The 16,383-nt window shown below is 39.4% G+C and carries 18 protein-coding genes; 10 read left to right on the plus strand and 8 right to left on the minus strand.

Annotated elements, in window-relative coordinates; translation table 11 throughout:
* Positions 1 to 28: 28 nt before the first annotated feature.
* A complete protein-coding gene (locus tag FZF08_RS11970) occupies positions 29 to 1,114 on the plus strand; it encodes a complex I subunit 1 family protein (RefSeq protein ID WP_159469057.1) in 1,086 nt (361 codons plus the stop codon).
* A 9-nt stretch (positions 1,115 to 1,123) separates the two neighbouring features.
* Here FZF08_RS11970 and FZF08_RS11975 read toward each other — a convergent pair whose 3' ends face one another.
* The 3 genes from FZF08_RS11975 to FZF08_RS11985 all read right to left on the minus strand — a co-directional run bounded on the left by FZF08_RS11975 (position 1,124) and on the right by FZF08_RS11985 (position 3,574).
* Positions 1,124 to 1,573 carry a DUF3299 domain-containing protein gene (locus FZF08_RS11975; protein WP_159469059.1) on the minus strand — a complete coding sequence of 150 codons (450 nt, stop codon included), beginning with the start codon at positions 1,571 to 1,573 and terminating at the stop codon, positions 1,124 to 1,126.
* A 59-nt stretch (positions 1,574 to 1,632) separates the two neighbouring features.
* Positions 1,633 to 2,871, minus strand: a complete 1,239-nt coding sequence (locus FZF08_RS11980) for an FtsX-like permease family protein (protein ID WP_159469061.1) — start codon at positions 2,869 to 2,871, stop codon at positions 1,633 to 1,635.
* Between the two features lie 76 nt (positions 2,872 to 2,947).
* Positions 2,948 to 3,574, minus strand: coding sequence for an ABC transporter ATP-binding protein (locus FZF08_RS11985; RefSeq protein WP_159469063.1), 627 nt, complete (start codon positions 3,572 to 3,574; stop codon positions 2,948 to 2,950).
* Positions 3,575 to 3,839: 265 nt separating this feature from the next.
* On the opposite strand from FZF08_RS11985, the gene FZF08_RS11990 reads away from it, so the two are divergent.
* From FZF08_RS11990 to FZF08_RS12005, 4 genes are read left to right on the plus strand one after another with little or no spacing between them, the layout of a single operon-like run.
* Positions 3,840 to 4,829, plus strand: a complete 990-nt coding sequence (locus FZF08_RS11990) for a DUF6089 family protein (protein ID WP_159469065.1) — start codon at positions 3,840 to 3,842, stop codon at positions 4,827 to 4,829.
* Between the two features lie 21 nt (positions 4,830 to 4,850).
* The gene (locus FZF08_RS11995) at positions 4,851 to 5,534 is read left to right on the plus strand and encodes a DUF6089 family protein (RefSeq protein WP_200837070.1); all 684 of its coding nucleotides are present in this window, start codon (positions 4,851 to 4,853) and stop codon (positions 5,532 to 5,534) included.
* A 5-nt stretch (positions 5,535 to 5,539) separates the two neighbouring features.
* On the plus strand, positions 5,540 to 6,082 hold the full coding sequence (locus tag FZF08_RS12000; protein ID WP_159469067.1) for a DUF2911 domain-containing protein: 543 nt from the start codon (positions 5,540 to 5,542) through the stop codon (positions 6,080 to 6,082).
* A 26-nt stretch (positions 6,083 to 6,108) separates the two neighbouring features.
* A complete protein-coding gene (locus FZF08_RS12005) occupies positions 6,109 to 7,005 on the plus strand; it encodes a serine protease (RefSeq protein WP_159469069.1) in 897 nt (298 codons plus the stop codon).
* A gap of 43 nt (positions 7,006 to 7,048) precedes the next feature.
* On the opposite strand, the gene FZF08_RS12010 is transcribed toward FZF08_RS12005, so the two are convergent.
* Positions 7,049 to 7,744 carry a YjjG family noncanonical pyrimidine nucleotidase gene (locus FZF08_RS12010; RefSeq protein WP_159469071.1) on the minus strand — a complete coding sequence of 232 codons (696 nt, stop codon included), beginning with the start codon at positions 7,742 to 7,744 and terminating at the stop codon, positions 7,049 to 7,051.
* Positions 7,745 to 8,122: 378 nt separating this feature from the next.
* Here FZF08_RS12010 and FZF08_RS12015 point away from each other — a divergent pair, with 378 nt between their 5' ends.
* The 4 genes from FZF08_RS12015 to FZF08_RS12030 all read left to right on the plus strand — a co-directional run bounded on the left by FZF08_RS12015 (position 8,123) and on the right by FZF08_RS12030 (position 10,852).
* Positions 8,123 to 8,722, plus strand: a complete 600-nt coding sequence (locus tag FZF08_RS12015; RefSeq protein WP_137341017.1) for an RNA polymerase sigma factor — start codon at positions 8,123 to 8,125, stop codon at positions 8,720 to 8,722.
* Positions 8,697 to 8,945: a hypothetical protein gene (locus tag FZF08_RS12020; protein WP_159469073.1), complete on the plus strand. Its 249-nt coding sequence runs from the start codon at positions 8,697 to 8,699 to the stop codon at positions 8,943 to 8,945. Before FZF08_RS12015 ends, FZF08_RS12020 begins: the two co-directional genes overlap by 26 nt.
* A 277-nt stretch (positions 8,946 to 9,222) precedes the next feature.
* Positions 9,223 to 9,867 (plus strand): endonuclease III, encoded by a 645-nt coding sequence (gene nth / locus FZF08_RS12025; RefSeq protein WP_159469075.1) that lies wholly within the window; start codon positions 9,223 to 9,225, stop codon positions 9,865 to 9,867.
* A 109-nt stretch (positions 9,868 to 9,976) separates the two neighbouring features.
* The gene (locus FZF08_RS12030; protein ID WP_159469077.1) at positions 9,977 to 10,852 is read left to right on the plus strand and encodes an FKBP-type peptidyl-prolyl cis-trans isomerase; all 876 of its coding nucleotides are present in this window, start codon (positions 9,977 to 9,979) and stop codon (positions 10,850 to 10,852) included.
* Between the two features lie 56 nt (positions 10,853 to 10,908).
* On the opposite strand, the gene FZF08_RS12035 is transcribed toward FZF08_RS12030, so the two are convergent.
* Genes FZF08_RS12035 through FZF08_RS12050 form a run of 4 tightly spaced genes read right to left on the minus strand, consistent with a single transcriptional unit; the run spans position 10,909 to position 15,750 of the window.
* Complete coding sequence (locus tag FZF08_RS12035; protein ID WP_159469079.1) at positions 10,909 to 12,042, minus strand: DegT/DnrJ/EryC1/StrS aminotransferase family protein; 1,134 nt, start codon at positions 12,040 to 12,042, stop codon at positions 10,909 to 10,911.
* On the minus strand, positions 12,039 to 12,638 hold the full coding sequence (locus FZF08_RS12040; protein WP_159469080.1) for an acetyltransferase: 600 nt from the start codon (positions 12,636 to 12,638) through the stop codon (positions 12,039 to 12,041). The genes FZF08_RS12035 and FZF08_RS12040 overlap by 4 nt, the downstream gene beginning before the upstream one ends.
* Before the next feature lie 27 nt (positions 12,639 to 12,665).
* Entirely contained in the window at positions 12,666 to 13,283 is a 618-nt protein-coding gene (locus tag FZF08_RS12045; RefSeq protein ID WP_159469082.1) for a sugar transferase, read from the minus strand.
* A 58-nt stretch (positions 13,284 to 13,341) separates the two neighbouring features.
* On the minus strand, positions 13,342 to 15,750 hold the full coding sequence (locus tag FZF08_RS12050; RefSeq protein WP_159469084.1) for a thiamine pyrophosphate-dependent enzyme: 2,409 nt from the start codon (positions 15,748 to 15,750) through the stop codon (positions 13,342 to 13,344).
* A gap of 207 nt (positions 15,751 to 15,957) precedes the next feature.
* Here FZF08_RS12050 and FZF08_RS12055 point away from each other — a divergent pair, with 207 nt between their 5' ends.
* Positions 15,958 to 16,356: a DUF1573 domain-containing protein gene (locus FZF08_RS12055; RefSeq protein ID WP_137341009.1), complete on the plus strand. Its 399-nt coding sequence runs from the start codon at positions 15,958 to 15,960 to the stop codon at positions 16,354 to 16,356.
* Positions 16,357 to 16,383: the final 27 nt, after the last annotated feature.

A 16,383-nucleotide genomic window follows, 5' to 3' on the forward strand; every position in this document is an offset into this window, starting at 1 on the left:
GATACATCTTACAACTTTCAACTATTTAATGCCCATTACTCTTTTTATTTTCCTGGCAATTGTTCCCGGCTTCGTTGTTGTCGGGGTATATCTTGAACGTAAAGTTTCCGCTTTTATTCAGGATAGGATGGGGCCTATGGAAGTTGGGAAATGGGGTTTATTACAGCTTTTTGCAGATCTTTTAAAGTTACTTCAAAAAGAAGATATTGTACCGAAAGCAGCGGATCGCAGACTTTTTCTAATTGCGCCAATTGTAATTTTTGCCTCTGTTTTCACAGGTTTTGCAGTAGTTCCATTAGCTCCTGGTCTTGCGGGGTCAGGTGCAGCTGTTGGTGTTTTTTTCTTACTGACTATTGTTTCTGTGGATGTCATTGGCCTATTAATGGCTGGTTGGGGATCCAATAATAAATTCGCTTTGTATGGCGCCATGCGCGCAGTGGCACAAATTATTTCCTACGAAGTTCCATTAGGATTGTCTGTTCTTTGTGTTGTAATGTTGTCTCAAACACTCGATTTGCAGATAATCAGTTTTCAGCAAGGGATTTATTCCGGAGAAACCGTTTATCTTTTTGGTATGAGAAGATTTGGTATTGATGTGACATCGGTTGGTGGATTCTTGTCCTGGAATATTATCCGGAATCCATTTCTTCTTCTTGCCTATGTAGTATATTTTATTGCTTCCTTGGCAGAATGTAACCGTGCTCCTTTTGATTTACCAGAAGGCGAATCAGAATTGGTAGCCGGTTTTCATACAGAATATTCAGGTATGCGCTGGGCTTTATTCATGTTATCTGAATATGGTATGATGCTGCTTGTTTCGCTTCTGGGTGCGATTCTTTTTCTGGGCAGCTGGAACACGCCATTTCCAAATATTGGTCCAATAAAACTGGCCGACTGGACCAGCGGTGAACCAGGAACTTGGTTTGGTTATTTAACCGGAGCTTTCTGGTTATTAGGAAAAGCGCTTATGGGAATTCTCGTACAAATGTGGGCGCGCTGGACACTTCCACGTCTACGAGTGGATCAATTGATGTACTTAGGCTGGAAAGTTTTAACTCCGGTGGGATTGGTTCTTTTCTTTATTTCCGGAGTCTGGAGGTTGTTGGGGATTTAAATTTTCCTGTTAATCAACTATTTCAGCACCGTCCAGAATGTAATTCATCTGATAAATATCGTCGGCATTTAATTTCAAGGTTCCCTGAAAAGTCAAACGCTCATCGGTCTTGAATTTTCTTGTCCCTTTTTTAAAGTTTAAAGTCATAACCGTTTCTGGTCCGGCTCCTCCGCAGAAGAAACAGGCGCTAAAAGGGAATGCGGAAAGAACATACAAATTAGCATCAAGATCAACGGGAAGAATGTATCCCGTTATCGTCACAGGCTGATTTTTTAATTTCTGAACACTCGGGCCAAAAGTCGGATGCAGCATGTAAATTGATTCTTCGGCATACCATTTTTTCTTGAAGGTTACATCACGCAAAGTTTCCCAGGTCAGTTTTGCCGGAGCAGAAGCGGGTGTAAATGCAAATAAAGAGCTAAGTAGCAGTGCCAGCGCTATGAAACGTACAGATTTCATATTATATAATTTTTTAGTACAAAAAAGGATTCAGGTAGTAAACAAAAATACAATTAATATCATTCCTCTGCCAATGTTCGGGATATATTCAGTCGGTAAATACCAAGGGAAGGTAATGCTGCGGCAAATAATCCAAGAATTAGCGCACCAGCCAATAAATAGAGCTCTTCGGGTAATAAATTAAATTCCCGAATAGAATAATGAAAATCCTGCTCCGCTGCTCTGCTAAAAAGCCATAAGCCAACCCGGCTTAAAATTACTCCGGAAAGATAGCCCGTAACTGCTAAAATCAAACCTTCCAGCAAAAGCATAAAAAACAATTTCGTCCTGGTTGCTCCCATTGAAAGCATGAGAGCCATCTCATATTTCCGTTCTTTAAGAGAATTATATAGTGAAATAAAAACACTCACACCCGCTATCACAATAATAACCAGTGCAAGAGCTCTCAACGTATCAATCCCAACGCCCAGAAGTGAAAATAACCTGTTGATCTCAATGCTCGGCAAAGCTGCCTGCATAGAAGTATTTTGATTGATCTGTCGCGGAATTGTAATTAATCCCATTGGATTACGAAACTGAATTAATGCGCTGGTAACCTGTTTTTCTGCTTCGTGATGAGATTCATCCATTTCTTCTTCGTGAGCAGGATGATTTTCCTTATTATCCGCAGCCGGAGTTTCAGCATGTTCATGAATTTCCCAGACACTTTCCAGATTTGTCAAAACCAGTTGATCAACCACAGAACCGGTTGGCTCAAAAATGCCGGTAACTTTGTATTTTTTATCATTATGCGCATCACCATCTGAATCCAAACCATGTGAACTGGCAAAAGTATCACCGATTTTGAGCTCTGAGTTTTTGGCAACTTTGCTTCCCAGCGTCACGTCCATTGGTTTGCTGAACAACGCACCCTCTTTTATTTTAGCCTGAAAATGTTCGACGTATTTGGATGTTGTACCTACGATCCGGAAACCACGATAATTATCCCCCATTGATAACGGTATAATGGTTTTGATAAATGGATTTCTTTTTAGCGCGTTAACCTCGCTCAGCGGAATATTGCCGGTTGGAGAATCAATCTGATAAATACTTGAAAGTATAAGCTGCAAAGGACTTCCTTTGGCCCCTACCACCATGTCAATGCCTCTGATATTTCTTCTGAATTGTTCGTCGAGCTGTTTGTTTAAAAGCAGCAACAATGAAATCATTCCAATTCCCAGCGTCAGCAGTAAGGCGCTCAAAAAACTGTTTAATTTTTTTTCTTTAAGATTGGCAATACTTATTTTAAAGAGATTCATTCTGATCGTATTTCTATAAGTTAAAGTTTACATTTGACGTAAACTCATAAAGTCATTTCGGAATTGGATATGCCAATTATAAAAAAACCTGATTTGGGAATTCATCTTTAAGCCGCTGGTCATGCGTTACCACCACAAGGCTTGCACCGATCAGCGAAGATTGTTTTTTGAGAAGTTCTATTACTTTCTGACAATTATTATCATCAAGGCTGGATGTTGGTTCATCCGCCAGGATCACATTTGGATTGTTCATCAGTGCTCTCGCAATACTTACGCGCTGCTGTTCTCCCTGACTTAGCTGGGTTGTTTTTTTATTGAGGTGATCAGCAAAACCCAGTTGCTCAGCCAGGTAAGTCGCTTTTTCTTTATCCTGTTTATTTCCTGCAAGATAGTTTGACAATAAAATATTGTCCAGCACAGATAAAGCACTCACAAAATGAGCGCGCTGATAAATTATTCCCAGATTTTTTGCCCTGATATTCGTTCTTTCGCTTGAAGATAAGCCAGACAATGTGTGACCGGATATCTGTATATTGCCGGCATCAGGTTGCAATAAAAGTGCAAGCAAATGTAGGAAAGTCGTTTTACCCCTGCCCGATTGTCCAAGAATAAGCAATGCTTCTTTATCGTTACAAGCTATATCTGGAAAACTAAATTGCTTTTGTGGTGAGTAGGAGAACGTGAGGTTTTTACTGGTAATCATCGCGCAGATCTTATTTCAATTATACAATAATAGTAAATTTACGATTTCTGGTTGAGAAAGGGCATAATATAAATGGTATTCAGAGTTACTTTTGTGACTTTTAGCTGTACTCTATTCAGGTTAAGATCTTCGGTTTAATTTAATTTCTATATGCCTTACAAATAAAATTTAGAGAAATACGTTCAAAAGGAGATATATCCTTAGGAAAACCGACAACTGTTCTATTTTTGCAAAAAATTGATCTAAAATGGTTAAAAATTTTAAAATGAGACCGATAAGCAAAAAGCTGTTATTTTTTTTAGTGCTTGGATTATTGGTTGTTACTTACAACGCTAAGGCACAGGTAAGACGCGGTACTTTTATTCCTTACTCGACCGTGGGATTTGGGGTTGGAACCTCAAATTATTATGGAGATATGGCTTCTTACACAACACCATTGAGATCAACCTTTGGTATGATGCGATGGAGTGTAACAGGAAATTATACAAGACATTTTACACCAAGATTGGCTGCAAGGGCTTCTTTTACTTATGCAAGAATTGTTGGGGATGATTATAAAATGAACAAGAAGGATCCGACAAATTTACGGTTTCCCCGAAATCTAAGTTTCCGGAATGATCTGAAAGAATTTGCAGTTGAAGGTATCTACAAGTTAACTCCGGATAACAGAAGTTACGATCGCAGACCTCAGTTTAGCGCTTATTTGTTTGGAGGAGTTGCTGTTGTCGCTCATAATCCAAAGGCATTAGATGCTCCCAATGGTAATTGGGTGAAACTTCAATCCTTGGGTACAGAAGGTCAGGGACGTCCGGGTTATGCCAAGCCTTATTCTCTTATCCAGTTTGCTATACCAGTTGGAATTGGTGTCAGATATAAAATTAATGACAGGTTTGACGTTGGGGCTGAGCTGGGTTTTAGAAAAACGTTTACTGATTATCTGGATGACGTTGCAGGAAATTATGCTGATCCTGCTGTTTTTGCGGATAATCCATTGGCTTTGCAAATGGCTAATCGATCAGGGGAAGTCCTTACAGCCAGAAAAGGAATTGACAGAACAGCAGGATTAAAGAAATACACGCAGGCTATTTATAACTCAGGGGAAGCAGACCCATTCCAGGTTTTAAAAGATAATAATTATGGTTCAGCGGGATCGCCTCGTGGTAATAGCCCGACACTTAAAGATAATTATCTGATAGGAACAATTCATATCAATTATGTGCTTCCTACACAGATCAAATGCCCTCCATTGAAATAAACAGATCAATAATTAAATACATTGAAACAGTTGCGTGTAAGATTTTTGCTGATACTTCTCTTATTCACCAGTTCAGTTTTTACGGGATTTGAAACGATAGCCCAAAAAATTGAAATTGGTGGGGGTTTAGGCGTTTTTAATTATAAAGGTGATATTTCACCATCATTTAAATTGCGGTTTGTGAAACCGGCGGGAAGTTTATTTTTCAGGTATAATCCTAATCATGCATTATCGCTTAGGGCGGAGGTGGCCGCAGGTCTGGTTGGTGCTTCTGATCAAAACAGCAAGGATCCGTTTCAAAAGGCAAGAAACATGTCTTTTCGATCAAGGATAACCGAGGTGAGTACGGTGGCAGAATACAACTTTCTTGATTATCAGGAAAAACGGTATGCTGTAAATTGGACGCCTTATGTTTTTGGAGGTATTGGATATTCGAAATTTAAACCTGACGTTGTTACCGACAATTATAAAACCAACACGTTTGTCATCCCTTATGGTGTCGGAATTAAATATCAGATCAAGCGCCCATGGAATATTGGCCTCGAATATGGAACCCGAAAAACGTATAGCGATTACATCGACAATCTTGGTGGAGATCCAAAAAATAATGACAAGCTTCAGCAGGGCGACCCGTCCAGAAAGGATACCTACTATTACATCCGGCTGTCTGTGAGCTATACCTTTTACCGAATTATTTGCCCCTAACTCCTATGAAAAAAACTCTCCTGATCCTCTCTTTAATTTTTGTTCTTTTAATTATCGGCTATTTTGGTTTTAAAAAATATACCAAATCGTCCAGTCCCGCCGCTATCGCCGAATTTCATAAAAATGGAATTGATATTGACTTAAATTACAGCCAGCCTTCAAAGAAAAAAAGATTTATTTTTGGCAGGGAACAGGATAAAGCACTGGTTCCTTACGGAAAAGTATGGAGAACCGGAGCAAATGAAGCTACTGTAATTAACATTGGTAAGGGAATTTTGTTTGCCGGGAAGCCTGTAAAACCAGGTAAATATTCGATCTGGACAATCCCCGGTCAATCTGAGTGGACCGTAATTCTGAACAGCGAAACGGGTCAGTGGGGTACTAATTATAACGATGGTCAGGATTTCCTGAAGGCAAATGTTCCAATCAGAATTAACAGGAAAGTCGAAGAATTATTTAAAATTTACTTTGAAGAACAGCCTTCTGGCGTGAACATGATTTTAAGCTGGGATCAAACGGAAGCGATTATTCCAATCCAACTTCAGTAAATTCCTAACCTCTCCTTATAATTATTATGTTTGTTGAAGCCATTGAAAGGGTCGACCAGTTCACCCGTCCTATCCATTTTATCGCGCGTTATTACGGAGGAAGTGATATTATCCCGGGAACAGGAACTTTGTTTTTTATCAATGAAGATGGTTTTGCGATCACATGCCGTCACATTGCCAGACAAATCCTTTATGCCAATCAGATTTACGAAAATTACCTTAAATTCAAAGGTGAGTTAAGGCGATTCGAACGCGATCCCGGATTTGATACCCAAAAGCAATTTCTGGAAGGCAAGTATAAAATTAATTCTGAAACGCCGATCAGAATTCTTTCCAATTTTATAAATTGTGTGAATGCTTATAGAAGTCTGACAATCAATCTGCACCCGACACAAGATCTTGCCGTAATTCAGTTCAGGGACTATGACACCAAATTTTATCAGGGGCATGCCGCATTTTTGAAAGATACCAAAGGCGTAAAACAAGGAAAATATCTTTGCAGGTTGGGTTATCCTTTTCCTGAATTCACAAATTATCAGTTGAATAAAAGTACGAATGATATTGAGTGGATCCGGGAAGGTCGCGTGAATACACCAAGCTTTCCTATAGACGGTATTATAACCAGACACATAGGAGAAGGCAATAACATAGTCGGAATAGAAATGAGTACTCCAGGACTTCGTGGACAGAGCGGCGGTCCTCTTTTTGATCGGAATGGAACTATTTATGGTATGCAGAGCGCGACGCGACACCTTCATCTGGGATTTGATCAGGTCAACCGCGAAGTGATCACTGACGGGCAAAGAAAACGAGTCTCAAATTTCCCGTTTCTTAATGTTGGCCAATGCGTTCACGTGGATGTAATCAAAAATTATCTTCGCGAATTAAAAATATCTTTTTATGAAGAAGACGACGTAAAATAGTTTCTCTGATTACATCAGTAATTACTACTGTTTTTATCGAAATTTAAAAAATCAGCTTTAACTCTTCCAGGCGGCGGATGTCATAGGTTGGTGAGTCGTTAAAGGAAAGGCCGGCGGGATTAAGATAAACCGTATCCAGGCCAAATTGTTTTGCGCCCATCACATCGGCAATCCAGTTGTCCCCTATCATGATACTTTCTTCTGGTGTGGCATTCGCCATTTCCAGTGCATAGGCAAAGATCTTCGGATCAGGCTTTTTTGCACTGGCATTTTCAAAAGTTATCACGTTTTTGAAAAAGTGGGAAATACCTGAACTGGAAATTTTCTTCGCCTGAATGTCATTAAATCCATTTGTGACGATATGAACGGCATAACCTTTGTCCGTAACGTAATTGAGAATATCCAGCGCACCTTCCAGTAGATGTTTCTTTTGAGGAAGTGTATTAAGATAAATTTCTCCAATTTCCACATGATTTGCCGGACACACTACTCCAAGTTCGTCAAAAACCATTTTGAAACGATTTTCGCGTATATAGGCATGGTGCAAAGTCCCGCGGTCAAAAGCATCCCAAAGCTCCGTGTTTATTCTTAAAAAGGATTCGATAAAAAGCTCCATGGATGAAACTCCATGTTGTTTCAGGTCAGAATTATAATAAATTTCTTCAAGGGATTCGGAAGAATTCTTTTCAAAATCCCATAAAGTATGGTCAAGGTCAAAAAAAAGATGCTGATATTTCATGCTTCAAAATTATTGTTTGTTTTCAAATAAGACATTAAAATTTCGTCCGGAAATTTTAATAAAATTATTCCCGTTTCGATCCAAAGTCCTATAATTTATCGTATATTATTTGATAAGTTCTATTATTTGAACTAATAGGTATAGACGTAAGCGAATTGTGGTAAAAGCGGGCACTTATGTTATTTACTTGTTAATATGTGTTAATTAGAATTAAATTAGAAAAAAAAGGAGTGCAAACATTTGCAAATCAATTGCCAAATCTATTTCTTTGATTAATATAATTCGAAAAGTACCAGAATCACATCATTTTCACACTTACTAAAGAAAGGAGAAACAATATAGACGAACTGCTCTACGTTAACTAAATCGAATAGTAAAATGGAGAAAGTCCAAGTTAGCGACAGTGAGTTGGTAACATTGTATATTCGTGGTAATGAGAAAGCATTTGAAAAGCTTGTTCAGCGCCATAAGTCAAGAATTTACACGACTATTTACCTGATTGTCAAGGACCAATATGTAGCCGAGGATTTATTACAGGACACATTTATAAAGGCAGTTGACACTATTAAGTCAGGCAGATATAATGACGAAGGTAAATTTTTGCCATGGATTATACGGATCGCACACAACCTAGCCATTGATTATTTCAGACGCGATAAACGCTACCCCAATGTAGTGTTCGAAGATGGAAGCAGCGTATTTAATACACTGGATTTCGCGGAGGATTCCGTTGAATCAATCCAGATTCGGCAAGAGACGCACGAGCAGTTGAGGGAGATGATCCAACGACTGCCGGATGTACAAAAGCAGGTTCTGATCATGCGCCATTACGAGGACATGAGTTTTCAGGAAATTGCTGATGCCACAGGTGTGAGTATTAATACGGCATTGGGAAGGATGCGTTACGCGTTGATAAATTTGCGCAAGCAATTCAGCCAACGTACCCCGCAATATGACAAAAACTTTTACCTACGATGATGTTATCAGGTATTTATATGCCGAAACAACTCTAAATGAAAATGACCAGATCGTTGAGGCGCTTGCGCTCGACGACGATTTAATGAATTTTTATCTGGATTCTTTGGAGATCAAGGAGCAGATGAACAAAATTGTCCGGACACCTTCGGATCGTTCTGTCCAGAAAATCATTCATTATTCACGGCAACAAACAGCAAAACAATCTAGGGCACTTTCTTGCTAGAAAGTTCAATAGGTTGTTTTTTGTTTTCAGGACAGTTTGGTATCAATATCAGACTGTCCTGGAATTTCGCTTTCCTTTTTCGAAAAGGAAACGATATGATGTTGTGCACTGTTTTTAAATACCTGCCTGATTATCCAAATTTCATTCGTAATTCCGATTGAAGTTTAACATTTCCTATTTTAAATAAATAAGGCATTCAGTCCATAATTATTAATTTTGTCAACGGCCGGATTATTTCTGTCGTAATAGATAATTATCATCATGTTTGGTCAGTTTTATGAATAGGAAAGAGCGCTTTCAATCATTTTTAGCATATTTTACAACAAATTTTCCCGAACCTGAAACTGAGCTCCATTACGGTAATCCTTATGAATTGCTGGTTGCTGTTATTTTGTCTGCGCAATGCACAGATAAACGTATCAATCAGGTAACTCCTGCTTTATTTGATCGTTTCCCCGATCCTGAATCACTGGCTGCTTCTAATTCGGATGAGGTATTTACATACATCCGATCAGTTTCCTATCCGAATAATAAAAGCAAACATCTGGTTGGAATGGCAAGAATGCTGGTCGATAAATTCGGATCAGAAATTCCAGCCTCCATTCCTGAACTTCAGGAACTTCCCGGCGTAGGCAGAAAGACTGCCAATGTGATTGCTTCTGTCATTTTTAATCAGCCGGCAATGGCGGTTGATACACATGTTTTTCGGGTTTCGCGGCGGTTGGGATTGGTTCCTTCCACGGCTAACACACCGCTTGCTGTTGAAAAAGGATTGATGCGGCATATTCCGACCGCACTCGTTCCAAAAGCACATCACTGGCTTATTTTACATGGACGTTATATTTGTCTGGCCCGAACGCCTAAATGTAATATTTGCCCGCTGACTTCATTTTGCCTGTATTATGAGAAGTTGAAAATTTAAAATATTTTAATAAGTCTTCCAACCTTTTGGGTTTCGATAATGTCTGAACAGAAGAGGATTGAAAAGTATAAATGAATAACCTATTTTGAAAAACATTAAAAGGAACGAAATGAAGCGTAAAATTTTAACACTAGGCGTGATGTTGGCCGGGGTTGTGGGGATGATTTCTTGTAACAAAGGGATTGAATATGACGATGAAGCAAAGGCAGTCGAAAATCAGCAATCAATAGAAAAATATCTGGCCGACAGTTCTATCACAGCTACGAAGGATTCATCCGGCATGTATTACGTTTTGAGAAGAGCAAATCCTGCGGGTGCTAAGCCAGTTGCGCAGGATGGTATCAGACTTAATTTCAACGCTTATACTTTGGATGGAAAGAAGGTTGCTTCTTCCGAAAATACAGATAAAGTTCCTTTTGTGCGTCCGTACAATCTTGGATTTTTATTGGGAGGAATGGAGCGTGCCCTTAACATCCTTCGTGTTGGGGAATCCGCAACGTTGTTTATGCCGTTTTATCTGGCATTTGGATCATACGCATCCGACGATGTTCCAGCTTATTCAGTAATTAAAATGAATATTGAAGTCGTTAGCAGCCGTTCGGAAGTGAAGCAAATTGATGATTTTGTAGTTGCAAACAAACTGACAATTTCGGAGAAGACCACGGACAATCTTGTAATTGTGAGAACAAATACTGCAATAGGAGATACTTTGGGTATTGGGAAAACAGTTACTGTATCATATAAAGCGAAGCTGTTGACGGGTGCTATATTTGATAATGGCGCTACGCCTCTCTCAGTCACAACGGGTAGTGGAAAATATATTCCTGGTTTTGATCGAGCTATTCGCAAATTGCGTAGAGGAGAAAAAGCTACTATTTTAATTCCATCTGCATTAGGTTACGGTAAAACTGGTGTTCAGTCTTCATCAGGTATTTATCTTGTTTATCCTTATTCACCACTTTGGTTTGATGTCGAGGTTTTGTAAATAAGTATTGAAATTAATAAAAAGCCTTCTGCCAATAATTTGGCGGAAGGCTTTTTTTATGATTTATGAAATACTGCTTTTATATTGTTACAAATAACGGAAAGATCATTTTCTGTTAAGTTCGATCCAGATGGCAGACAAAGCCCTTGTTCAAAAAGCTTTTCAGCAACATTTCCGCCAAAATATGGAACATCTTTAAAAACAGGCTGCAAATGTAATGGTTTCCACAAAGGCCGCGATTCGATATTTTTTGCTTCCAAATGCAGACGGATTCTATCAGGATTTATTCCTTCTGCCAATTTCGGATCGATTATAATACACGTCAGCCAGCGATTAGAAACAAAACCGGGAGGTTCATTTTGGAATGAAATACGCGGTAATTTCCTCAATTCTTTTGTATAAAAATCAAAATTAGCCTGTCTGCTTTTCACGCGCTCATCAAGTACTTCAAGCTGAGCTCTTCCGATTCCTGCACAAATATTACTGAGACGATAATTATACCCGATTTCAGAATGTTGATAATGCGGAGCTTCATCTTTTGCTTGTGACGCCAGAAACTTTGCTTTTTTTATTAAAGAGAGATCATCAGAAAGTAAGGCACCACCACCCGAAGTAGTAATGATTTTATTTCCGTTAAAAGATATAATGCTGATTTTTCCAAACGAGCCTAACTTTTTCCCTTGATAAGAAGATCCCAAAGCTTCCGCGGCATCTTCAATAAACGGAATTTCATATTTTTCACAGAGAGAAAAAATCTCGTTCAATTGCATTGGCATTCCGTAAATGTGAACGCCAATGATCGCTTTCGGTTTTTTGCCTATTTTGATATAATAGATTATAGCTTCTTCTAATACATCAGGACAGAGATTCCAGGTCGAATTTTCACTGTCAATAAAAACCGGCGTTGCTTTGAGATAAACGATCGGATTAGCACTCGCAGCAAATGTAAAAGTTGGGCAAATAACGATATCACCTTGACCTACACCTGCCATAATTAATGCAAGATGTATAGCCGCCGTACCCGAAGAAAGTGCTACTGAATGATCAATGCCAACATAATTTGCAAGTTTCTGTTCAAAAGCATCGACATTTGGCCCAAGTGGTGCAATCCAGTTTGACTCAAATGCTTCGCGTATATATTTCAATTCATTTCCGCTCATATGTGGCGGAGAAAGCCAGATTTTTTTCATATTTGGTGAGAAATTATCCTGGCTGGATTTCCTCTTACAATTGCTCCGTCCGGAATATTACTGGTAACAACGCTTCCAGCGGCGACAAAACAATTTTTTCCAATTTTTAAACCAGGCGCAATAATACTTCCAACGCCAACCAATGTGTTTTCTCCAACACAAACATTTCCGGACAGAATAACGCCGGGTGCGAGATGTACGAAATCCCCAATTACACAGTCATGATCTACGGAAACGCCGGTATTAATAATTACATGTTCTCCAATTGTAGCATCGGCCTGGATAACTGCATGATGCAAAACAACGGTTCCTTCACCGATCTTTACACTTTTGTCAACAGAGCATGAAGGGTGAATGGTTATTCCAAAAGCATGTTTAACCTGATCTGCAAGCATTCTTCTGACTGAATTATCACCAATTGCGATAATCAGTTTTTGATCGGGCAAAGTTTTAGAATTGTAAAATCCTGCAACTGAAACTCCATGAATTTCTTTCCTAACGGGATTGTCATCGAAGATCGAATCAATGGTATTTTGATTCGCCAGAATACAGGAAATTATGACTTTGGCATGTCCACCGGCACCGTAAATAAGCATTTTGAAAAGTGTGTGTTATTTGAAAAATTAATTAATCAAAGAAGAAGATCCTGTAAATTCCTCCATTATTTTATTGGAATAAAAATCATGTTTTTTACGAAAAATCAGGTTTTGAATTGTTGTTATAATTATTTGTAAGTCTAACAAAAGTGATGGATTATCAACATAATATAAGTCATATTTAAATTTCTCTTGCCAACTGATTTCATTCCGTCCATTAACTTGCGCCCAGCCGGTAATTCCGGGTTTTACATCATGACGGCGAAGTTGATTTTGATCGTATCTTGATAAATATTCTATCAGTAACGGTCTCGGTCCTACTAAACTCATATCGCCTTTCAATACATTCCAAAGTTGCGGGATTTCGTCCAGGGAGGTGCGACGGAGCAATTTTCCAATGCTTGTTATTCTATCCTGATCAGGTAATTCATCGATACTTGAATCGTTTAGATCAAGCATCGTTTTGAATTTTATAATCACAAAAATCTTGCAAAATAAACCTGGCCGCGATTGGAAAAAGAAAGGTTTGCCTTTATTGACCAAACATAAAATCAATATAAGAAAAACAAAAAGCGGCGACAGGATTATTAATCCCGCCGCCGCTGATATGATATCAAAAAATCTTTTGCCAAATCTTTCGTACATGTCTTCATTTATTAAAATCAACTAATAAATTTCAGACAGGCAACTTAAAATCAATCTGCTAATACAAAGCAGGAAAATGAGTCGGATCGGTTTCCTGCATAATTTTGTAAGCTACTTCGATTACATCATCCATGTTAGGTTTGGTGAAATAATCTCCATCAGAACCATAAGGAGGACGATGCGGTTTCGCTGATATTGTAACAGGTGAAGAATCAAGCCAGCGATACGCATTTTGCGTTTCCAAAACTTGCTGCATCATGAAAGCCGAAGCACTTCCCGGCACATCTTCATCTGCAAAAATCACCCTGTTCGTTTTCTTGATTGATTCCAAAATCCGGTGATCCACATCAAAGGGTAATAATGTCTGCACATCAATCACCTCGACTTCAATACCCAGATTATGTAATTGCGTTGCTGCCTCCATAACTATACGGCACATGGAGCCATAAGTAACGATGGTGACATCTTTCCCTTCTTTCAGGATTTCCGGCTGGCCAAGCGGAATGCAGATTTCTCCGATATTATCGGGCAGTAACTCCTTTTGGCGATAAGCGTTAAGTGGTTCAACAACAAGAGCCGGATCGTCACCTTTTATCAAAGTATTGTATATACCTGCAGCCTGCGTGAAATTTCTTGGAACGGCAATATGCATACCACGGACACTGCTGAGCATAGTACCCATAGGAGAACCTGAATGCCAGATTCCTTCAAGGCGATGCCCACGCGTACGAATAATTAATGGTGCTTTTTGTCCTCCGGCTGTTCTGTAACGAAGACTTGCAAGGTCATCCGTAAGTGTTGCCAAAGCATAATATATATAATCAAAGTACTGGATCTCAACGATTGGGCGTAAGCCTCTCATGGCCATTCCAATTCCCTGGCCAATAATCGTCGTTTCACGGATTCCGGTATCGGTAATTCTTATTTCTCCATACTTTTCCTGTAATCCGGCCAAACCCTGATTTACGTCACCGATCATACCCACATCTTCACCAATAGCCACTACACGTGGATCCTGGGCAAATAACGCATTGAAGTAGGACCGAATAACTTCACGGCCATCAACCGTTATACTTTCATCAGAAAATACCGGATTCACCGGCTCGACTAACAAAGGAGATTCATTAGATTCGCTGTATAGCTGGGAATTGTAGCGGACTGCATTTTCTTTCAGTGTATTTTGAAGCCATTCCTGCAAAAGTACGCGGGAAGGCGTGTTTTCATTCCGAATAAGCCGCAGCGCTTTGCGAACACTAACCGCATTATCACGTCGTACGGGATAATATGTTTTGCTTAGTTCCGTGGCAATAGCCGACAACTCTTCTGAGAAAATACTTTCTTTTGCCGTTTTCTGAAGCAATTCTATAGTTTCAAGATGCTCCGTGTCGAGATCTTTGCGATATGCTTTCCAGGCGCGGTTTCGGGCATCTCTCGCTGTTTCTTTTGCGTCGGCCTCAATGCGTTCGAGCTCTTCATCGGTTGCATAACCATTATTTAAAATCCAGCCACGAAATCTCAGGTTACAATCGCGGTCATTTTCCCATTGGAGTCGCTGTTTGGATTTATATCTTTCATGCGATCCTGATGATGAATGTCCTTGTGGCTGTGTGAGTTCAGTAACGTGGACCAGAACGGGTATCTGTTCATTCCTGCAAAGATCAGCAGCTCTTTTGTACGTTTCAATAAGCGCCGGATAATCCCAGCCGTTCACTGTTATGATTTCCAGGCCTGCTTCTTCATCATTACGTTGTAATCCGCCAAGTGCTTTTGAAATACTTGATTTGGTAGTCTGATATTCAACCGGAACGGAAATTCCGTATCCATCATCCCAAACAGACATTAGCAGTGGAATTTGTAAAACACCGGCTGCATTCATCGCCTCCCAAAACATGCCTTGTGAGGTGGACGCGTCACCGATTGTTGCAAAAACAATCTCGTTTCCTTTTTTTGAAAAAGTGTCTAAATATTGGATTTCCTTATTTTTCCTGTAAAGTTTAGAAGCATAGGCTAAACCAACCGCACGGGGAATCTGGCCGGCTGTCGGGGAAATATCGCATACTGAATTGTATAATTTTGTTTGGTCCAGCCATTTTCCGTTTTCATCCAGCCATCGGGTTGAAAAGTGTCCGTTCATAGAACGGCCGCCCGTATGTGGCTCATTTTCCAGATCTGCATGGGCATACATTTGTGCAAAAAATTGCTGCCATGTTAAATTCCCGAGCGATGCTTCGATGGTTTGATCCCTGTAATAGCCTGAGCGAAAATCACCTAGCTTGAATGCCCGCGCCAGAGCAATCTGCGCTACTTCTTTCCCATCCCCAAAAATTCCGAATTTGGACCGGCCTCCCATGGTATCTTTTCTCCCCAATAAGCTGACTTGCCGACTTTCACAAGCCAGGCGATAATCGTCTGTTATATTTTCTTTATTCAAAACACTGGAACCGGTCAAACTATCATTTAAAAGCATAAGCAAACGTTACGGGTTGAAACCGTAGTTAAGTTACATTTTTTTATAATGCAGGCCAAAATTATACAGGAAAATAATAATCATAACAACGAATCATAATAAGTTTAAAAGCATTGTTAACATAAGTTAATGTTTACTAAATTTCGTTTTTAAACTTTAATCTTGTTATTTAAATCAGTTTTACACAAAAACGTTACCACTACAACTATGAAAGTATTCTTTTCCGCGTTGGTTTTACTAGTTGGTTTAACCACGGTTAGTTTTGCACAAAAAGGTGTTTTGAAATTCAAAGAAGAAACACACAAGTTTGGTAAAGTTCCTCAGGGAACACCTGTTACAAATGAATTTGTTTTCACAAACACAGGTACTGATCCTGTTGTGATTTCAAACGTAACTGTTTCATGCGGATGTACAACTCCTGTATGGTCAAAAGCACCTGTATTGCCAGGAAAAACGGGTATCATCAAAGCAACATTTAACGCTGCTGCTGCTGGTTCTTTCAACAAGCCTGTAACTGTTTTCAGTAACACAGAAGGCGGATCTATTACTTTATATCTTAACGGAGAAGTTGTTGCAAAAGAAGCAGCAAAAGCTTCCTCGAAGTAATTTTTCTCAAAAAACATTATGTGAAAG

It is taken from the genome of Dyadobacter sp. 3J3 (assembly GCF_009801115.1).
Taxonomy (GTDB): domain Bacteria; phylum Bacteroidota; class Bacteroidia; order Cytophagales; family Spirosomataceae; genus Dyadobacter.